The sequence below is a fragment of the Nonomuraea sp. NPDC049625 genome (genome assembly GCF_040675285.1).
GTDB lineage: Bacteria > Actinomycetota > Actinomycetes > Streptosporangiales > Streptosporangiaceae > Nonomuraea > Nonomuraea angiospora_A.
Map to the genome: position 1 here is coordinate 285,150 of NZ_JBFAOQ010000007.1, position 14,845 is coordinate 299,994.

The 14,845-nt window shown below is 71.7% G+C and carries 16 protein-coding genes; 8 read left to right on the plus strand and 8 right to left on the minus strand.

The genetic code is table 11. The features are described 5' to 3' along the window. Positions 1-5: 5 nt before the first annotated feature. Entirely contained in the window at positions 6-851 is an 846-nt protein-coding gene (locus AB0J87_RS30400) for an NAD(P)H-binding protein (protein ID WP_363970578.1), read from the plus strand. A 261-nt stretch (positions 852-1,112) separates the two neighbouring features. On the opposite strand, the gene AB0J87_RS30405 is transcribed toward AB0J87_RS30400, so the two are convergent. Beyond that, entirely contained in the window at positions 1,113-1,733 is a 621-nt protein-coding gene (locus AB0J87_RS30405) for a hypothetical protein (RefSeq protein WP_363970581.1), read from the minus strand. 118 nt (positions 1,734-1,851) lie between these two features. Here AB0J87_RS30405 and AB0J87_RS30410 point away from each other — a divergent pair, with 118 nt between their 5' ends. Both AB0J87_RS30410 and pip read left to right on the plus strand, forming a co-directional pair. Continuing rightward, on the plus strand, positions 1,852-2,634 hold the full coding sequence (locus tag AB0J87_RS30410; protein WP_363970583.1) for a neutral zinc metallopeptidase: 783 nt from the start codon (positions 1,852-1,854) through the stop codon (positions 2,632-2,634). A 57-nt stretch (positions 2,635-2,691) separates the two neighbouring features. After that, entirely contained in the window at positions 2,692-3,651 is a 960-nt protein-coding gene (gene pip / locus AB0J87_RS30415; RefSeq protein WP_363970585.1) for a prolyl aminopeptidase, read from the plus strand. A gap of 268 nt (positions 3,652-3,919) precedes the next feature. Here pip and AB0J87_RS30420 read toward each other — a convergent pair whose 3' ends face one another. After that, positions 3,920-4,630 carry a TetR family transcriptional regulator gene (locus tag AB0J87_RS30420; protein WP_363970587.1) on the minus strand — a complete coding sequence of 237 codons (711 nt, stop codon included), beginning with the start codon at positions 4,628-4,630 and terminating at the stop codon, positions 3,920-3,922. A gap of 81 nt (positions 4,631-4,711) precedes the next feature. Between AB0J87_RS30420 and AB0J87_RS30425 the strand changes: the two genes are divergently transcribed. Further along, positions 4,712-5,821 carry an FAD-dependent monooxygenase gene (locus AB0J87_RS30425; protein ID WP_363970589.1) on the plus strand — a complete coding sequence of 370 codons (1,110 nt, stop codon included), beginning with the start codon at positions 4,712-4,714 and terminating at the stop codon, positions 5,819-5,821. 6 nt (positions 5,822-5,827) lie between these two features. On the opposite strand, the gene AB0J87_RS30430 is transcribed toward AB0J87_RS30425, so the two are convergent. Together AB0J87_RS30430 and AB0J87_RS30435 are read right to left on the minus strand one after the other, a co-directional pair. Continuing rightward, positions 5,828-6,628, minus strand: coding sequence for a maleylpyruvate isomerase family mycothiol-dependent enzyme (locus tag AB0J87_RS30430; RefSeq protein ID WP_363970591.1), 801 nt, complete (start codon positions 6,626-6,628; stop codon positions 5,828-5,830). 5 nt (positions 6,629-6,633) lie between these two features. Next, a complete protein-coding gene (locus tag AB0J87_RS30435) occupies positions 6,634-7,824 on the minus strand; it encodes a Cmx/CmrA family chloramphenicol efflux MFS transporter (protein ID WP_363970593.1) in 1,191 nt (396 codons plus the stop codon). A 272-nt stretch (positions 7,825-8,096) separates the two neighbouring features. On the opposite strand from AB0J87_RS30435, the gene AB0J87_RS30440 reads away from it, so the two are divergent. Both AB0J87_RS30440 and AB0J87_RS30445 read left to right on the plus strand, forming a co-directional pair. Then, positions 8,097-8,684 (plus strand): TetR family transcriptional regulator, encoded by a 588-nt coding sequence (locus tag AB0J87_RS30440; RefSeq protein WP_363970595.1) that lies wholly within the window; start codon positions 8,097-8,099, stop codon positions 8,682-8,684. After that, positions 8,681-9,328 (plus strand): haloacid dehalogenase type II, encoded by a 648-nt coding sequence (locus AB0J87_RS30445; protein WP_363970597.1) that lies wholly within the window; start codon positions 8,681-8,683, stop codon positions 9,326-9,328. The genes AB0J87_RS30440 and AB0J87_RS30445 overlap by 4 nt, the downstream gene beginning before the upstream one ends. Here the strand turns inward: AB0J87_RS30445 and AB0J87_RS30450 are convergent. Genes AB0J87_RS30450 through AB0J87_RS30460 form a run of 3 tightly spaced genes read right to left on the minus strand, consistent with a single transcriptional unit; the run spans position 9,318 to position 11,403 of the window. Continuing rightward, the gene (locus tag AB0J87_RS30450; RefSeq protein ID WP_363970599.1) at positions 9,318-9,791 is read right to left on the minus strand and encodes a VOC family protein; all 474 of its coding nucleotides are present in this window, start codon (positions 9,789-9,791) and stop codon (positions 9,318-9,320) included. The two genes, AB0J87_RS30445 and AB0J87_RS30450, sit on opposite strands and share 11 nt — an antisense overlap. 30 nt (positions 9,792-9,821) lie before the next feature. Further along, positions 9,822-10,613 (minus strand): alpha/beta fold hydrolase, encoded by a 792-nt coding sequence (locus AB0J87_RS30455; protein ID WP_363970601.1) that lies wholly within the window; start codon positions 10,611-10,613, stop codon positions 9,822-9,824. A gap of 37 nt (positions 10,614-10,650) precedes the next feature. Further along, positions 10,651-11,403 carry a PIG-L family deacetylase gene (locus tag AB0J87_RS30460; RefSeq protein ID WP_363970603.1) on the minus strand — a complete coding sequence of 251 codons (753 nt, stop codon included), beginning with the start codon at positions 11,401-11,403 and terminating at the stop codon, positions 10,651-10,653. A gap of 58 nt (positions 11,404-11,461) precedes the next feature. Between AB0J87_RS30460 and AB0J87_RS30465 the strand changes: the two genes are divergently transcribed. Both AB0J87_RS30465 and AB0J87_RS30470 read left to right on the plus strand, forming a co-directional pair. Further along, positions 11,462-12,193: a TetR/AcrR family transcriptional regulator gene (locus AB0J87_RS30465; RefSeq protein WP_363970605.1), complete on the plus strand. Its 732-nt coding sequence runs from the start codon at positions 11,462-11,464 to the stop codon at positions 12,191-12,193. After that, positions 12,190-13,602 carry an MFS transporter gene (locus AB0J87_RS30470; protein ID WP_363970607.1) on the plus strand — a complete coding sequence of 471 codons (1,413 nt, stop codon included), beginning with the start codon at positions 12,190-12,192 and terminating at the stop codon, positions 13,600-13,602. The genes AB0J87_RS30465 and AB0J87_RS30470 overlap by 4 nt, the downstream gene beginning before the upstream one ends. 298 nt (positions 13,603-13,900) lie before the next feature. On the opposite strand, the gene AB0J87_RS30475 is transcribed toward AB0J87_RS30470, so the two are convergent. Then, positions 13,901-14,833, minus strand: a complete 933-nt coding sequence (locus AB0J87_RS30475; protein WP_363970609.1) for a DUF5996 family protein — start codon at positions 14,831-14,833, stop codon at positions 13,901-13,903. Positions 14,834-14,845: the final 12 nt, after the last annotated feature.

Genomic DNA, 14,845 nt, shown 5'->3' on the forward strand with positions numbered 1-14,845 from the left:
CGGTCATGACCGAGATTCTGGTGACCGGGGCGACCGGGAACGTGGGCCGGCAGGTGGTGGCCGGGCTGGTGTCCGCCGGTGGTTCCGTGCGGGCGTTGGTGAGGGATGCGCGGGCGGCGCGGCTTCCAGGGGGAGTGGCGGCCGTGGAGGGGGACCTGGGTGTGCCCGGCACGCTGGAGCGGGCGCTGGCGGGTGTGGAGACGGTGTTCCTGGTCTGGCCCTTCCTCACCGCCGACGGCGCCTCCGCCATTCTGGAGGTGATCAAGAGCCGGGCCCGCCGGGTCGTCTACCTCTCGTCGTCGGGGGTGGACGACGAGGTGCAGCGGCAGGGTGACCCGATCAACCAGCTGCACGCCGACATGGAGGGCCTGATCGAGAGGTCCGGGCTGCGGTGGACCATCCTGCGGTCGAACACCATCGCCTCCAACACCCGGGGGTGGGCGGCGCAGATCCGTGCCACCGGTGCCGTACGCGGGCCGGAGATCGCCGCCACCGCGGTGATCGACCCGCGCGATGTCGCGGAGGTGGCGGTACGGGTGCTGGCCGGCGACGGGCACGACGGCGCGACGTACGTGCTGACCGGGCCGCAGGTGGTGGGCCGGGCCGAGCAGGTGCGCGCGATCGGGGAGGCCATCGGGCGCCCGCTGCGGTTCGAGAAGGTGGCCGTACAGGCCGCGCGTGAGCAGATGCTCGCGGACGGGAGGCCGCCGGCCCTGGTGGAGGCCCTGCTGGCCAGCGCGGAGGCGCGGCCGAAGTCGGAGCTGATCACCTCGACGGTGGAGGAGATCACAGGGGCGCCGGCGCGTACGTTCGGGCGATGGGCCGCCGACCACGCGGACGAATTCCGCTGACCGCAGGCCGCTTCAGCGGCACCCGCTGTACGCCGCGCGTGTCGGCGTACAGCATCGTGAACTCCCAGGAACGCGTCCACGGGGGACGGCTCGGCATCGGTGTGCGCCGGCAGAGGAAATGGTGTCCTCCTGCCGGGCGCATTCGGTTCACGCGATGCCGAGGCCGTCCGTCTTCGGTTGAGCCGGGCCGGTGCGGGGTGCTCGCCGTTCCATGTCGAAGTCCCTTCGCCCCGTCCCTCTGACGATGAGGCCAGAGGCGCGTCAGTTGCCGAGGATCTGGTTGACCAGCGACGAGACCCCGGTGGTGTCCAGGAGCGTCACGGGCTGCTCCACCGTGAGATCGCCCGGCGACTCGAACGTCCAGGTCCCGGTGGCCGGGGACCAGGTCGGGAACCAGCTGGTCGGGGACCAGGTGGTCGGGGACCAGGTGCTCGTCGTGGCGCAGGGCACCGCGCCCAGCCAGAGCGAGTCGACGACCTGCGTGAGTCCCAGGGCGGCCAGCAGCGACGAGGACGACGTGCTCGTCGTCGTCGTGCACGGCGCCGCGGGTGCGGGGCCGAGCAGCCCGTCGACCAGGCCGACGACGCCGCCGGCCTTGTACGTGGGGATGCTCTGGCTGCACGTCGTCGTCCGGTTGACCCAGGTCAGGCCGTCGACGGGGCTCGGGCGCCCGGACCACGGCGGCCCCAGCGGCGACTCGTTGAAGACCGATTCGGCCAGGGCCTGGAAGTCCTCGGTCCAGGACGACTGCCCGTTGTAGCTGACGACGTTGTTGTTGCCGCACAGGGCCGTGTCCACGGCCCCCTCTTCTGCGGCGGCCGGCCCGGCGGCCAGCAGCAGGCCGGAAGTCGCGGCGAATGCGGCAATGGCGTGCTTGTACATGGTGCTCCCTGCGGATGGTAATCCGGTTATCCGCAGAGATCATTACCCTTAGTGGTGGTTGAATTACTTCATAGTTGTATCTAGCCCTCTTTACCGGGAGGTCCTATTCTCACGACTCGTGAAACTTCTCATGTTCGCGGCGCTTACGGGCGCCCTCATGATGCCCTTAGCGGGTACCGCTACCGCCCAGGCAGCTGCATACCCCGTCAAATCCTCCCAACTAACCGCCAATCCGCTCTATAAGGCAGGCGCACTGCCGACGACCACCTGTGCGGAGCCGTCGCTCGAGCCGAACAATCGCCAGCAGGCCCGCGCCTACCTCGACGCGGTCATCGCCTGCCTGGAAACCACCTGGGAACAGCACCTCACGAACGCCGGCCTGACCTACAGGCCGGTCAAGGTGCGGCACATGGACCGGATTCCGAAGAAGTGGTGTGGCTATGACATCGAGAAACTGAATTCCCAGACCTGGTACTGCGACCGCACCGAGACACTGGTCTTCCAGCTCGGCAAGGACTGGCTCGACGAAGCCGACGACCTCTGGCTGTTCGAGACGGCGGCCTCCATGTACGGCTACCATGTGCAGAAATTGGTCGGTATCGCCAAGGCCTACGACAAATTGCCCTATGACAAAAAGACGGAGCTGTATGAGCAGCAGCGCCGCATGAGTCTCCAGAACGAATGCTTCGCCGCCGCCTTCATCAAGAGCGTCTGGCCGATCGAGGGCAGGAACCTGAGCGACTGGAACGAGCTCGTCAATTTCCGGTGGAGCGAGGACCCCGCCGAGGTGCGTGAATTCGGCAGCCGGGCCGCGGTGCGCCACTGGCTCAAGCGCGGCTTCACCTCCGGCGACCCCGGCTCGTGCAACACCTGGTCGGCCCCCTCGTCCAAGGTCGCCTGACGGTACGGCCGCGGTGGTCCACCGGGTCCACCGCGGCCGTCTCGATACGATCGTTCCATGTATCCCCCCATCGAGCCGTACGACCACGGCCTGCTCGACACCGGTGACGGCAACCTCGTCTACTGGGAGGTCTGCGGCAACCCGGAGGGGAAGCCCGCGCTCGTCGTCCACGGCGGCCCCGGATCGGGGTGCAAGACGGGGGTGCGCCGGCTCTTCGACCCGGAGCGTTACCGGATCGTCCTGTTCGACCAGCGAAACTGCGGCCGCAGCCGCCCGCACGCCAGTGACCCGTCCGTCGACCTGAGCACCAACACGACCCACCACCTCGTCGCCGACATGGAGCGGCTGCGCGAGCACCTCGGCATCGACCGCTGGCTGCTCTACGGCGGCTCGTGGGGCTCGACGCTGATGCTGGCCTACGCCGAGGCCCATCCGGCGCGGGTGTCGGAGATGGTCATCGTGGCCGTCACGACCACGCGCCGCTCCGAGATCGACTGGCTCTACCGCGGCGTCGGGCGGTTCTTCCCGGAGGAGTGGGAGCGCTTCAGGCAGGGCGTCCCCGAGGCCGACCGCGACGGTGACACCTTCGCGCTGCTGGCGGCGTACTCGCGGCTCCTGGCCGACCCCGATCCCGAGGTCCGCGCGAAGGCGGCCAGTGACTGGGTCACCTGGGAGGACGCGGTGATCTCCATGGAGCCCAACGGCAAGCCCAACGCCTACAGCGACCGCCCGGCCGAGGCGGTGATGGCGCTCGTCCGGATCTGCTCCCACTACTTCTCCAACGCCGCCTGGCTGGAGGAGGGCGTGCTGCTACGGGAGGCGGGGCGGCTGGCCGGGATCCCCGGCGTGCTGATCCACGGCCGTCTCGATCTGGGCGGCCCGCTGGAGACGGCCTGGGAGCTGGCGAAGGCCTGGCCGGACGCCAAGCTGGTCGTCGTGGACGACTCCGGGCACACCGGCAGCGGCACGCTCTCCAAGGAGTTGTCCGCCGCCCTCGACGGCTTCGCCGGGCGGTGAGGGGGCGGGACCCGCGGCTCGCGATCGTCTGGGGCGTTAGGACGGCGCCAGTGGTGACCATCGCCTCGCCGTCGGTCGATTCCGTACGGGTGAGCCGCGGGTCCGCAGGGGACAGCGCGCTGACAACCGCGTGCCCACTCGCTGACCTGCAGCAACAGTAGCTTCGCCGACTGTCCGGACACCACCGAATTAAACGCCCGTGCGCGGAGGATTCCCCCGCCGGCCACCCTGACACTGTCTCGAAAACGTCTCACATAGTGTCTCAATATTATGCGGACAGGTGGCGGTAGAGGGTGGCGCGGGAGACGCCGAGGGCTCGGGCGATCTCGGCGGCGGTGTGCCGGCCCGAGGCGTGCATGCGCCTGGCCCGCTCGATGGCCTCCGGCGTCATCGCCCCCGGCCTGCCGCGCCGGCGCGCCTCCTGCGCCGGAGGCTCGGGACGGTCCTCCAGCAGGCGTTCCACCCCGGACAGCACGGCCGGGCGGAGCATCTCCGCCGGCAGGTCGGCGAACATCACGACGGGGTCGCTGAGCATGCCGAACGCCTGCGCCGCCCGGATGCGGTCCACGTGGTCGGCGAGCGGCCCGGCGATGAGGTGCTGGGCCAGGTAGGCGGCGTCTCGAAAACGGTCGAAGACCGATCCCTCCGCGGCCAGCGCGAGGTCGCGCATCTGCAGCCTCAGCAGGTCGCGGTGCGTCAGCCAGACGTCGAGCAGGCCCTCGATCACCGCCCACCGCTTCTGGCGCTCGTCGCTCCCCGGCGCGCGGTTGGCCGCGTCGATCGCCGCCTCCATGTCGGCCAGCAGCGGCTCGGCCAGGGCCGCGATGATCTCCTTCTTGCTGGGGAAGTGGTAGAGGACCGCCGTCTTGGTCAGCTCGAGCCGCTCCGCGATCTCGCGGATCGAGGTGGCGTGATAGCCCTGCGCGGCGAACAGGTCCTGCGCCACCTGGAGGATCCGCGAGCGAGTGTCGTCCGTCACGCCGCCGATTCTAGACCTTGTCTGACCGTTGGTCGGGAGCCTATAGTCCTGAACTGACCAACGGTCAGGAGAGGCGGAGGCATGACTGAGGTTCTGGTGGTCGGGGCGAGCATCGCCGGGCAGACGCTGGCGTACTGGCTGGCCCGGCACGGGATGCGGGCCACGCTGGTCGAGCGGGCGCCGCGGCTGCGCACGGGTGGCAACGGGGTGGACCTGCGGGACGAGGCGACCGAGGTGGCCGAGCGGATGGGGATCATGCCGCGGGTCAGGGCCGTGGCGGCGGACGTGCGGGGCATGAAGTTCGTGGACGCGGCGGACCGGGCCGTGGCACGCGTGAACATGAGCAGGAACGGCGAGATCGAGATCATGCGGGGTGACCTGGTGGCGCTGCTGCACGAGGTGACCGGGCCGGAGGTGGAGTACGTCTTCGGCGACTCCGTCCGGTCGATGGAGGAGGACGGCGGCGGCGTGACGGTGTCGTTCGAGTCGGGCGCGACGCGGCGGTTCGACCTGGTCGTCGGGGCCGACGGGCTGCACTCTTCGGTGCGGCGGCTGGCCTTCGGGCCCGAGGAGGGGGCCCTGCGGCACATGGGGCACTACTTCGCGTTCGCGAACGCGGACTCCGCGCTGGGGGAGGACCGGTGGGTGACGATGTACAACCTTCCGGGCAAGATGGCGGGGCTCTACCGGTCGGGCAACCACGCCCAGGCGAAGGCGTACTTCATCTTCAGGTCGGAGCCGCTGGCCTATGACCATCGCGACGTCGGGCAGCACAGGACGCTGCTGACGGAGGCGTTCGGCGGCGAGACGTCCTGGCGGGTGCGCGAACTGCTCGACGGGGCCCTCGCCGACCCCGACTTCTACTTCGACGCGCTCAGTCAGGTGCGCCTGCCCTCGTGGTCGTCGGGGCGGGTGGCGCTCGTGGGGGACGCCGCCTACTGCGCCTCCCCGGCGTCGGGAGCCGGGGCGGAGCTGGCCGTCGTGGGGGCGTACCGGCTGGCCGAGGAGCTCGCGGGCACCTCGGACCACCGGGTCGCCTTCCGGCGGTACGAGGAGGGGCACCGCGAGCTGGTCAAGCGCAAGCAGCAGATCGGGCCGAACGTCCGCATGATGGTGCCGAAGACCCACCTGGGCATGTGGGCGCGCAACGGGCTGGCCCTGGGGATGGGCCTCGTCGCCCGGAGCTCGTAGGAGGGGTCATACGGGAGGCGCCAGGACGAAGTAGCGGTCGAGCCGGCTCTTGTCGCCGCGCACGTCGAGGCCGTCGGCCGGGATGCGGTTCCAGAGGAACAGCATGAGGTCCGACGCGCTCCCGGCCAGCTCGACGTCGAAATCGCCGCCGTCCGCCCCGGAGGACAGCCGTACGTCCGGGCCGTCGAAGTGGACCGCCCAGTCGCCCTCGCCGTCCGTGCGACGGAAGCGAAAGCGCTCGCCCGCTCCGGCGGGCGCCTGCGTCCACTCCCGCCGGGCGGGCACCATGACCTCGAACGTCTGCGTGACCGCGTCGGCCGCCACGTCCTCGTGGATCGGGCGCGGGACGCCGAGGGCGTTCTCGGCGTCCCAGCGGTGCACGGCGGCCTCGATGGTCTGCACCCGCACCCAGAACCCGACGGTCTGCTCCTTCGACCACGTCCACGCCGGATCGCCGGCGTCGCGCTCGTCGAACAGCGCCGCCAGCCGGGCCGCCCCTTCCTCGAACCAGTCGAGCACCCCGTCCGGGATCGGCCCGAGGTTGGGTGCGTGCTGCGGATCGGGCCACCCCGTGAGGTCCTGCGGCAGCCCGGCGAAGGACAGGTCGGAGCCGTCCGGCGGCCCGTCGCGCCGGTCGTCGATGATGCTGAACACGCCCCGGTGCACGGAGCCCAGGTGGATCAGCAGATCGGCGACCGACCAGCCGGGACAGGACGGCACCGGCGGCGCGGCGCCGGTCTCCGCCGCCTGCCGGGCGGCGTCCTGGAATGCTCGGACCTCTCGGTGAAAGCGCGAAGCGGGTTCCATTCCCCTCACTGTGCCCCAGCCGGCTGGTCCCGCTCCACCGACTTCGCCGATGCCGGCCGCCCGACGGCGTGGGCGACGGCGGCGGTGACCAGGGCGGCGGCCACCAGCAGGGCGCTCACCCACAGCGGCGAGCGCAGCCCGAGCCCGGCCCCGATGGTCAGGCCGCCGAGCCACGGGCCGAGCGTCGCGCCCACGTTGAGCGCCGCCGTGGCGAACCCGCCGGCCAGGGTGGGGGCGCCGGTGGCCGCGTACAGCACCTGCGAGATCAGCGTGGAGCCCACGGCGAACGAGAGCGTCCCCTGGACGAAGACGAGCACGACCGCGGGCACCGGCGCGCCGGCTGTCAGCGCGAAGAGGGCCCACCCGGCGGCCAGCGCCGGCCCGCAGATCGCCAGGAGCCGGATCGGCCGCCGGTCGGCCACCCGCCCGCTGACGGTCACTCCCACGAACGAGCCCAGCCCGAACAGGGCCAGCATCAGGGGCATCCAGGAGGACCCGATCCCGGTGTCCCCGGTGAGCAGGGGTGCGAGGTAGGTGAACGTGCAGAAGGTGCCGCCGTTCACCAGACCGCCCAGCACGAGGAAGACCAGCAGCCGCGGCCGGCGCAGCGCCCGCAGCTCCCCGCGGGCCCGCGGACCGGCCGGGCCGGGGGCGCCGGACGGCACGGACTTGAGCACCGCGACGATGGCCGGGACCAGCGCGACGGCCACCGCCCAGAACGCCGAGCGCCACCCCCACACCTCGCCCAGCAGCGCGCCGCCCGGCACGCCCGCGACGCAGGCGATCGTGACGCCGCCGAGGAGCACGGAGGTGGCGCGCCCCTTGGCGTCGGGAGGCGCGAGCGCGACGGCGGTCGCCATGGCCACCGCCAGGAACCCGGCGTTGGCCAGCGCCGCGATCACCCGCGTGCCGAGCAGCACGCCGTAGCTGGTGGTGAGCGCGCCCACCACGTGCACGACCAGGAACGTGACCAGGAAGGCCAGCAGCGCGAACCGCCGGGACCAGCGCAGGCTGAGCACCGCCATGAGCGGCGCCCCCACCACCATCCCGACGGCGAAGGCCGAGGTGAGCAGCCCCGCGGCGGGGATGGACACCTGCAGGTCCCGCGCGATGCCCGGGATGAGCCCGGACAGCATGAACTCGGACGTCCCCTGGGCGAAAACCGCCAGTCCGAGCAGGTAGACAGCGAAAGGCATGAGAGAACTCCGCGACCGTATCGAGGATCGACAAGGAAGCGGGCAGGCCGGAGGAAGGTCCTGCCCCGCTGGGGAAGTCGGCCGCATCACGAAGAACCGCACGGCTCGCGGAGAGCCCGGCGTCAGCGCGAGACAGCCACCGGATGACCGGTGGCTAGCGTTTTGACGCCTCGGGGCTGGACATGAGGGCGAACGTAGCAAGGCCGCGGAGACCTACGCAAATGATTTGCTATCTTGGACTAGTCGTTCCAAGATAGGCCGCGGAGGTGCCGATGCCGGACGTGAAGCATTTCGATCCCGACGCGGTGCTGGAGCAGGTGGAGCGCCTGTTCTGGCAGCGCGGCGCCGCCACGGGCATCGCGGAAGTGGTCGCGGCGACCGGCCTCAGCCGCTCCAGCCTGTACGCGACCTACGGCGGCAAGCAGGACCTGTACGTGCGGGCGCTGCGCCGCTACGTCGAGGAACGCTCGCAGCCGATGTTCCAGACCCTGGCCGACGACGGGCGCGGCCTGCCCGCCGTCGAGGCGTTCTTCGACCGCCTGATCCGGATCAGGTGCGTGGGCGAGCACGCGCGCTGGGGCTGCATGGCGACCAACGCCAACGCCGAAGGTGCGGACCCGGCCGTGCGCCAGGTGCTGGACCAGCACCACGACCGGCTCCGCACGGCGATGCGCGCGGCCCTGGAGGCGGCCAGGGCCCAGGGGCAGCTCGCCGACGGCCTCGACCTCGACGCGACCGCGGAGTCCCTGACCCTGCTGGCCTACGGGGTCAACCTCCGCTCGCGCGCCGGCGCGGACCCGGCAGCCCTGCGCAGGGGCGCGTCCGCCGCACTCGACTCTCTCAGAAGGGACCGGTCATGAAGCCGCAGGTAGTGATCTTCGACGTGAACGAGACGCTGACCGACATGGAGCCGATGCGGGGCAGGTTCGAGGAGGTGGGGCTGTCCGGCGAGCAGATGGGGACGTGGTTCGCGAGCGTGCTGCGCGACGGGTTCGCGCTCACGGCTGCGGGCGGTTTCGCCGAGTTCGGCCGGATCGCCGACGACGTGCTCAGGGAGATGGGCGCCGGGGACGAGGCGGTGCGCCACGTGCTGAGGGGGTTCGCCGAGCTGCGGGTGTATCCCGACGTCCCCGAGGGCATGCGGCTCCTGCGCGAGGGCGGCATCCGCCTGTTCACCATGACGAACGGGGCGGCGGCCATGACCGAGGGGATCCTGCGCCGCGAAGGGCTGTCGGACCTGGTGGAGGCCACGCTGGACGTGAGCGGCCCCCGCGCGTGGAAGCCCGCCCGCGCGGCCTACGAGTACGCGGCCGGCCAGGCCGGAGTGCGGCCCGACCAGGCGGTCCTGGTCGCGGTGCACCCGTGGGACATCGACGGGGCCCAGCGGGCCGGGCTGTCGGGGGCCTGGCTGGAGCGGCGCGGCACGCCGTACCCGAGCGTGATGAGCGCCCCGCGCCTGTCTGCCCCCGACCTGGTCTCGCTGGCGAGGCTTGTCACTGTTTAGGGAAGAAGTCCGCGCCCTGGACGTACTCCATCGCCTTCGTGAAGACGGGGTCGGTCATGCGGCGCTCCATCTCCTCGGGAGAGAGCTCCTCGACGCGCGCCTGGATCCACCACAGGTTGCCGAACGGGTCGCGCACCCGCCCGACCCGGTCGCCCCAGAACAGGTGGGTGATCTCCGTCACCGACGTCCCGCCCGCCTCGATGGCCCGGCGGTAGATGGCGTCGGCGTCGGGGACGTACAGGCGCAGGAAGGCAGGCGTGGGCGGCCAGCCGGGAGCCGAGTCGAACATCATCACCACGGCGTCCCCGATCCGCACCTCCGCGTGCCCGATGCGGCCCTCGTCGTCGGTCACCCGGGACAGCTCGACGGCGTCGAAGGCGGCCGTGAGGTAGTCGATGAGGCCCGCGGTGTCGGGCCCGATGATCCACGGCGTGACGGTGGTGTATCCCTCAGGAATGTTCATGCCCGCAGGCTATTCGGCAAGTAGGCCAGATCATGTCCTACTTGCGTTCGCGAGCAGGAAATCCAGCACCAGAGGGCTCGCGACCTCCCTGAACTCCTCGAAGTACGCGTGCCGCGCCCCGTCGATCATCCGCAGCTCCGCCCCGGGGATGCGGCCGGCCAGCAGCGGGGCGTTGGCCGCCGGGTTGAACACGTCGTCGGTGCCGTGCACCACCAGCGTGGGCGCGGCGATGGAGGGCAGCGCGGCCCAGCTGTCGTGCCCGGCGCTGGCGGCCAGGTGGCGGCGGCGCGCGTACGCGGGCATGGCCGGGTCGCCGACCGTGTGGTGGGGGCCCGGGTGGGTGGCCAGCCAGGCGGGCGTGTACATGAGCTCCAGCAGCGCCCGCTCGGCGGCCGCCCGGTCCGGCTGGGCCAGCGACCTGCGCACGTCGTTGTCCCGTTCGAGGCCGTGGACGCCGCCCGGCGAGCTGCAGCCGAGCACCAGCGACCCGACCCGCTCGGGATGGTCGGCCGCCAGCCACTGGGCCACCCGCCCGCCCATCGACGTCCCGTAGACGTGCGCCTTCTCCACGCCGAGCTCGTCGAGGACGGCCAGCACGTCGGCGGCGAACCCGCGGGTGGTGTACGGCTCGTCGGGTTTGTCGCTGCCGCCCGTGCCGCGGTAGTCGAAGGTGACGGTGCGGAACTCCCGCTCGAAGTCCGGGCGTACGGGGTCCCACCAGCGGTGCTCGTTGGCCTGCCCCTGCAGGAGGACGAGGGGTTGCCCGCCGCCGCGGACCTGGTAGGACAGCTTGACGCCGTCCACGGCTGTCGCAAATGGCATGTCTGGCATCGTAGGGGGCCGGTGAGCGGGTGCGGGTCTAGCCTGTTTTCGCCTCGACGTACCATTCGCGGCCGAGCAGCAGGCCGAAGACGGGCGCCGGGAGCCGCATGAGCACTCTCGCGACGGCGGACAACCTGCCACCACCGCTGATCTGGGAGTGGTGGGCGGCCAGCGCCCGCTGCTTCTGCCCGGCGTAGCGGCGCACGTCGATCCTGTGGGTGATGGCCTTGCCGGGGCTGTACGCCTTCGCCAGCTCGCGTTCGTCGTAGCGGAGCGGGATCCGGAGCAGGTGGATCAGGCGTACCAGCCGGACGGCGGCGTCGCGCGGGACCGTGGCCTCCAGCACGCGGGGCACCCCGGCCAGCTCGGCGGCCCGCTTGCCGACCTCGTGCACCTTGACGTGGTCGCGGTGGCCGTACCCGCCGTTGGGGTCGTAGCTGAGCAGGAGGTCCACCTTCTCCTCGCGCAGGATCGCGGCGAGCCTGGCCGCGGCCTCCTCCGTGCTCGCGCGCACGAACCGCATCCGGTCCGGCGGGTCGGGATACAGGTCCTTGCCGTGCCCGCTGTCGGCGTAGCCCAGGTGCTCGACGCGCGCCACGCCCAGCTCGGCGGTGGCGGCGCGCAGCTCGTTCATCCTGGTCGTGCCGCCCTCCGCGACGGACTTCATGACACCGTCGGTCGCGACCACGACGATCACGCGGTGGCCCTCGGCGGCGGCGCGGGCGAGCGTGCCGCCGGTCAGGAGCACCTCGTCGTCCGGATGCGCGTGAAAAGCCAGGAGTGTCGCCATAGGCGGTCACCCTATATTCCATTGACGGAGTGAGTACTCACTCCGTACCGTGATGGCCATGACGAACCCGACAGGCCGGCGACGCGCGCCGGCGATGAGCCCGGAACAGCGCCGCGAGATGATCGTCCGGGCGGCGCTTCCCCTGGTGGTGGAGTACGGCACCTCCGTGACCACCGCCCAGGTCGCCCGCGCCGCGGGCATCGGCGAAGGCACGATCTTCCGGGCCTTCGGCGACAAGGAGACCCTGCTCGCCGCCTGCATGGCGGAGGCGGCGCGGCCGGACGACACGCTCGCGCACGTGGCGGCGATCGCGCTGGACGTGCCGCTGGAGGAGCGGCTGATCGAGGCCGCGGAGACGCTGCGCGGCTACCTGGCCCGGATGGGCGCCGTGGCCGGTGCCCTGGCCGCCTCGGGCGGCCTCCGCCGCGACCCCCGCCTCCTGGGCGCACCCTCCGAAGCCTCCGGGCAGGGGAGCGGCGCGCCCTCCGACGCCCCTGGAGACGCGCCCTCCGGCGCCTCGGAAGAGGGGGGTGGCGCCTCCGAAAGGCCGCAGGAGGGCCCAGGGCGGGCCCTCTCGGGGCGGGAGGCGTCGATGGCGGCCACCCGCGAGGTGCTGTCCGGGCTGTTCGAGCCCGAGCGCGACGACCTCAGGCTGCCCCCGGAGCGGCTGGCCGAGGCGTTCCAGTTCCTGATCCTGGCGTCCGGGCGGGGCGGGTCGTCCCCGCTCACGTCCGAGGAACTGGTCGACCTGTTCCTGCACGGCGCGCTGAAGGGCGGTGAGGCCGGGTGACGGACCTCTACGAGGACCTCCCGGCCGGCAGCCGCACGGCGGTGACGTACGCCCTGCTCGGTTGCGCCTTCCTGAGCATGCTGGACGGCACCGTGGTCGGCACCGCCCTGCCGCGCATCGTCGAGCAATTAGGCGGGTCGGGCTCGTGGTACGTGTGGCTGGTCACCGCGTACCTGCTCACCTCCTCGGTGACCGTGCCCGTCTACGGCCGCCTGTCCGACCTGTACGGCCGCCGCCGGCTCCTGCTCGCCGGCCTGGCCGTCTTCCTGGCGGGATCCCTGGCCTGCGGCGTGGCGGGCTCGATGCCGTTCCTGATCGCCAGCCGGGCGTTTCAGGGCCTGGGCGCGGGCGCGCTGCTCACCCTGGGCATGGCCATGATCCGCGACCTGCACCCGCCCTCCCGCGCGGAGGGCATGATCCGCATGCAGACCCTGCTGGCCGCCATGATGATCGTCGGCATGGTGGGCGGCCCGCTGCTCGGCGGCCTGCTGGCCGACCACGCGAGCTGGCGCTGGGCGTTCCTGATCAACCTGCCCCTCGGCGCGGCCGGAGCCGCCATGATCGCCATGCTGCTGCCCGAGCGCCGGCTCCCCGGCGCCGCGCCCGGCAGGCTCGACGTGGCCGGGATCGTCCTGCTCTCCACCGGCCTGTCGCTGGTCCTGGTGGGGCTCAGCCTCAAGGGCAACACCGCCCTGGGGTGGGCCGACCCCGCCGTGCTCGGCACCCTGCTGGCCGGTCTGGCCCTGCTGACCGCCCTGGTGCGCGTCGAACGCCGGGCCGCCACCCCGGTGCTCCCGCTCCGCCTGCTGCGTCGCCGCACGTACGCCGCCCTGCTCGCCGGCGGGTTCTTCATGCAGTTCGCGGTCCTGCCCGTCGGCGTGCTCCTGCCGCTCTACCTCCAGCACGTACGCGGCTACTCGGCCACGGCCTCCGGGCTGGTCCTGCTCCCGTTCCTGATCGGGATGACCGTGGGCAACCGGATGACGGCGGTGCTGATCCTGCGTTCAGGGCATCCGAAGCCCGCGCTGCTGACGGGCGCGGCGCTGGTCACGATCGGCACGGGCGCGTTCTTCGCCCTCGGGCCGGACACCCCGCCGATCCTGACCGGGGCGTGGCTGCTGCTCGCCGGCCTCGGCACGGGTCCCGCCATGGGCGGGATCACGATCGCCACGCAGAGCAGCGTCCCGCACGCGGACATGGGCACCGCCACGGCCGGATCGGCGCTCACCAAGCAGCTCGGTGGCACCTTGAGCCTGGCCTGCACGCAATCCCTGCTCGCCGGGCCCAGGGTCACGGCCGGTGGGGTGGGGGCGACGGTGGCGTGGATCGGTGGGGTGGCGGGGGTGCTGGCGTTCGCGGCCCTCCTCGCCATGCGCGACACCGCCGTCACGGCCCCGGCCCGCTCGTAGCGACCCGCCGTACTTCGGCTGGGATCCTTCGGAGGGGAACGGGCGCGGCGGGGGAGGGAGGGGCGGCCATCTCCTGGTGGCCGGAAATTCGTGTCGGGGTGGGAATGTTCGGGGGGCAGGTGTGGTTACATAGATCGTGGCCGGTGTGTCCAGTGTCCCCGGGCCTCACCTATTGCCTTCGCGGAATACCGTTCGGCTGGAGCCGCGTTGTGCCTTTCGCCGAGAGGCGACCTGCACACCGGTTCGCATACGTTGAGCGCCCGCCCTCCTCGGAGGGCGGGCGCTCAATACTTTCCGCTCAGTACTTCCCGTAGTACGGGTCCGTGACGCCCCCAGGCGAGCTCAGCGCCTCCATGTCGACCCCGGTCAGCCGGGCCCCCGCCTGGTAGGCGCTGTCCAGGAACTCCAGCACGGACGCGACCGGATCACCCATCGCGCGCACGTCGTCGTACCGGAGGATGGCCAGGTGGCTGCCCCGGGCGGGCAGCCACTCGGCCTCGACGGGCCGCAGCGGCTCGAGTTCCAGGCCCTTGGGCTCCGGCGCGGTGTAGGAGTAGAACGCCGGCCACGGCCGCTCCTTGTCGCCGAACCAGAACCCCGCGCTGATGACCTCCCAGCTGTACGCCTCCCGCGTGACCGGGTCGGCGTCGGGCGAGACCCGGACCACGCGGCCGGTGAAGCGCGTCACGGCGATGTCGAACGTGTGCCAGAAGTGGTGCACCGGCGAGGTCTTGCCGGCGAAGTCGGCGGCGAAGCGGTCGAGCAGCTGCACCACCTGCGACAGGATCCGCCAGTAGCGGTTGATCAGGATGGGGTCGTACCGGGCGTGCAGGGTGTCGTCGGCGAACGGCGTGTCGTCGCCCAGGTCGAACGGCACGGCCCAGATCTCCGGCCGGATCCCCAGCCCCGCGAGCGTCTCGAAGAGCCGGTCGTGGAACGACGCCACCGACCGCCCGATCAGGGTGAACTCCGCGCTGCGCCCGTCGAGCACGTCCACCACCAGCCGGTGGCGCACCAGGTCGAAGTCGATGCTGAACAGCGGTTGCTCGCCCAGCCCGCCCATCGGGCGCGTGGTGAGCCCGCGCCCGGTCGGGTGGAAGGGCACCTGCCACCAGTGGTTGCGCCGGTTGCTCGACGACAACCGGATCTTCCCCACGATCTGCGCGAACCTGTGAAAGGTCTCCTTGGCCTCCGCCCACTCCGCGAGCGGCATTGCTGGGAACAGCTCCATGAGACCTATGGT

Coding starts and splice junctions, on each gene's coding strand:
- AB0J87_RS30400 (WP_363970578.1), top strand. CDS start 6: ATGACCGAGATTCTGGTGACCGGGGCGACCGGGAACGTGGGCCGGCAG.
- AB0J87_RS30405 (WP_363970581.1), bottom strand. CDS start 1,733: ATGTACAAGCACGCCATTGCCGCATTCGCCGCGACTTCCGGCCTGCTG.
- pip (WP_363970585.1), top strand. CDS start 2,692: ATGTATCCCCCCATCGAGCCGTACGACCACGGCCTGCTCGACACCGGT.
- AB0J87_RS30425 (WP_363970589.1), top strand. CDS start 4,712: ATGACTGAGGTTCTGGTGGTCGGGGCGAGCATCGCCGGGCAGACGCTG.
- AB0J87_RS30430 (WP_363970591.1), bottom strand. CDS start 6,628: ATGGAACCCGCTTCGCGCTTTCACCGAGAGGTCCGAGCATTCCAGGAC.
- AB0J87_RS30435 (WP_363970593.1), bottom strand. CDS start 7,824: ATGCCTTTCGCTGTCTACCTGCTCGGACTGGCGGTTTTCGCCCAGGGG.
- AB0J87_RS30440 (WP_363970595.1), top strand. CDS start 8,097: ATGCCGGACGTGAAGCATTTCGATCCCGACGCGGTGCTGGAGCAGGTG.
- AB0J87_RS30445 (WP_363970597.1), top strand. CDS start 8,681: ATGAAGCCGCAGGTAGTGATCTTCGACGTGAACGAGACGCTGACCGAC.
- AB0J87_RS30450 (WP_363970599.1), bottom strand. CDS start 9,791: ATGAACATTCCTGAGGGATACACCACCGTCACGCCGTGGATCATCGGG.
- AB0J87_RS30455 (WP_363970601.1), bottom strand. CDS start 10,613: ATGCCATTTGCGACAGCCGTGGACGGCGTCAAGCTGTCCTACCAGGTC.
- AB0J87_RS30460 (WP_363970603.1), bottom strand. CDS start 11,403: ATGGCGACACTCCTGGCTTTTCACGCGCATCCGGACGACGAGGTGCTC.
- AB0J87_RS30465 (WP_363970605.1), top strand. CDS start 11,462: ATGACGAACCCGACAGGCCGGCGACGCGCGCCGGCGATGAGCCCGGAA.
- AB0J87_RS30475 (WP_363970609.1), bottom strand. CDS start 14,833: ATGGAGCTGTTCCCAGCAATGCCGCTCGCGGAGTGGGCGGAGGCCAAG.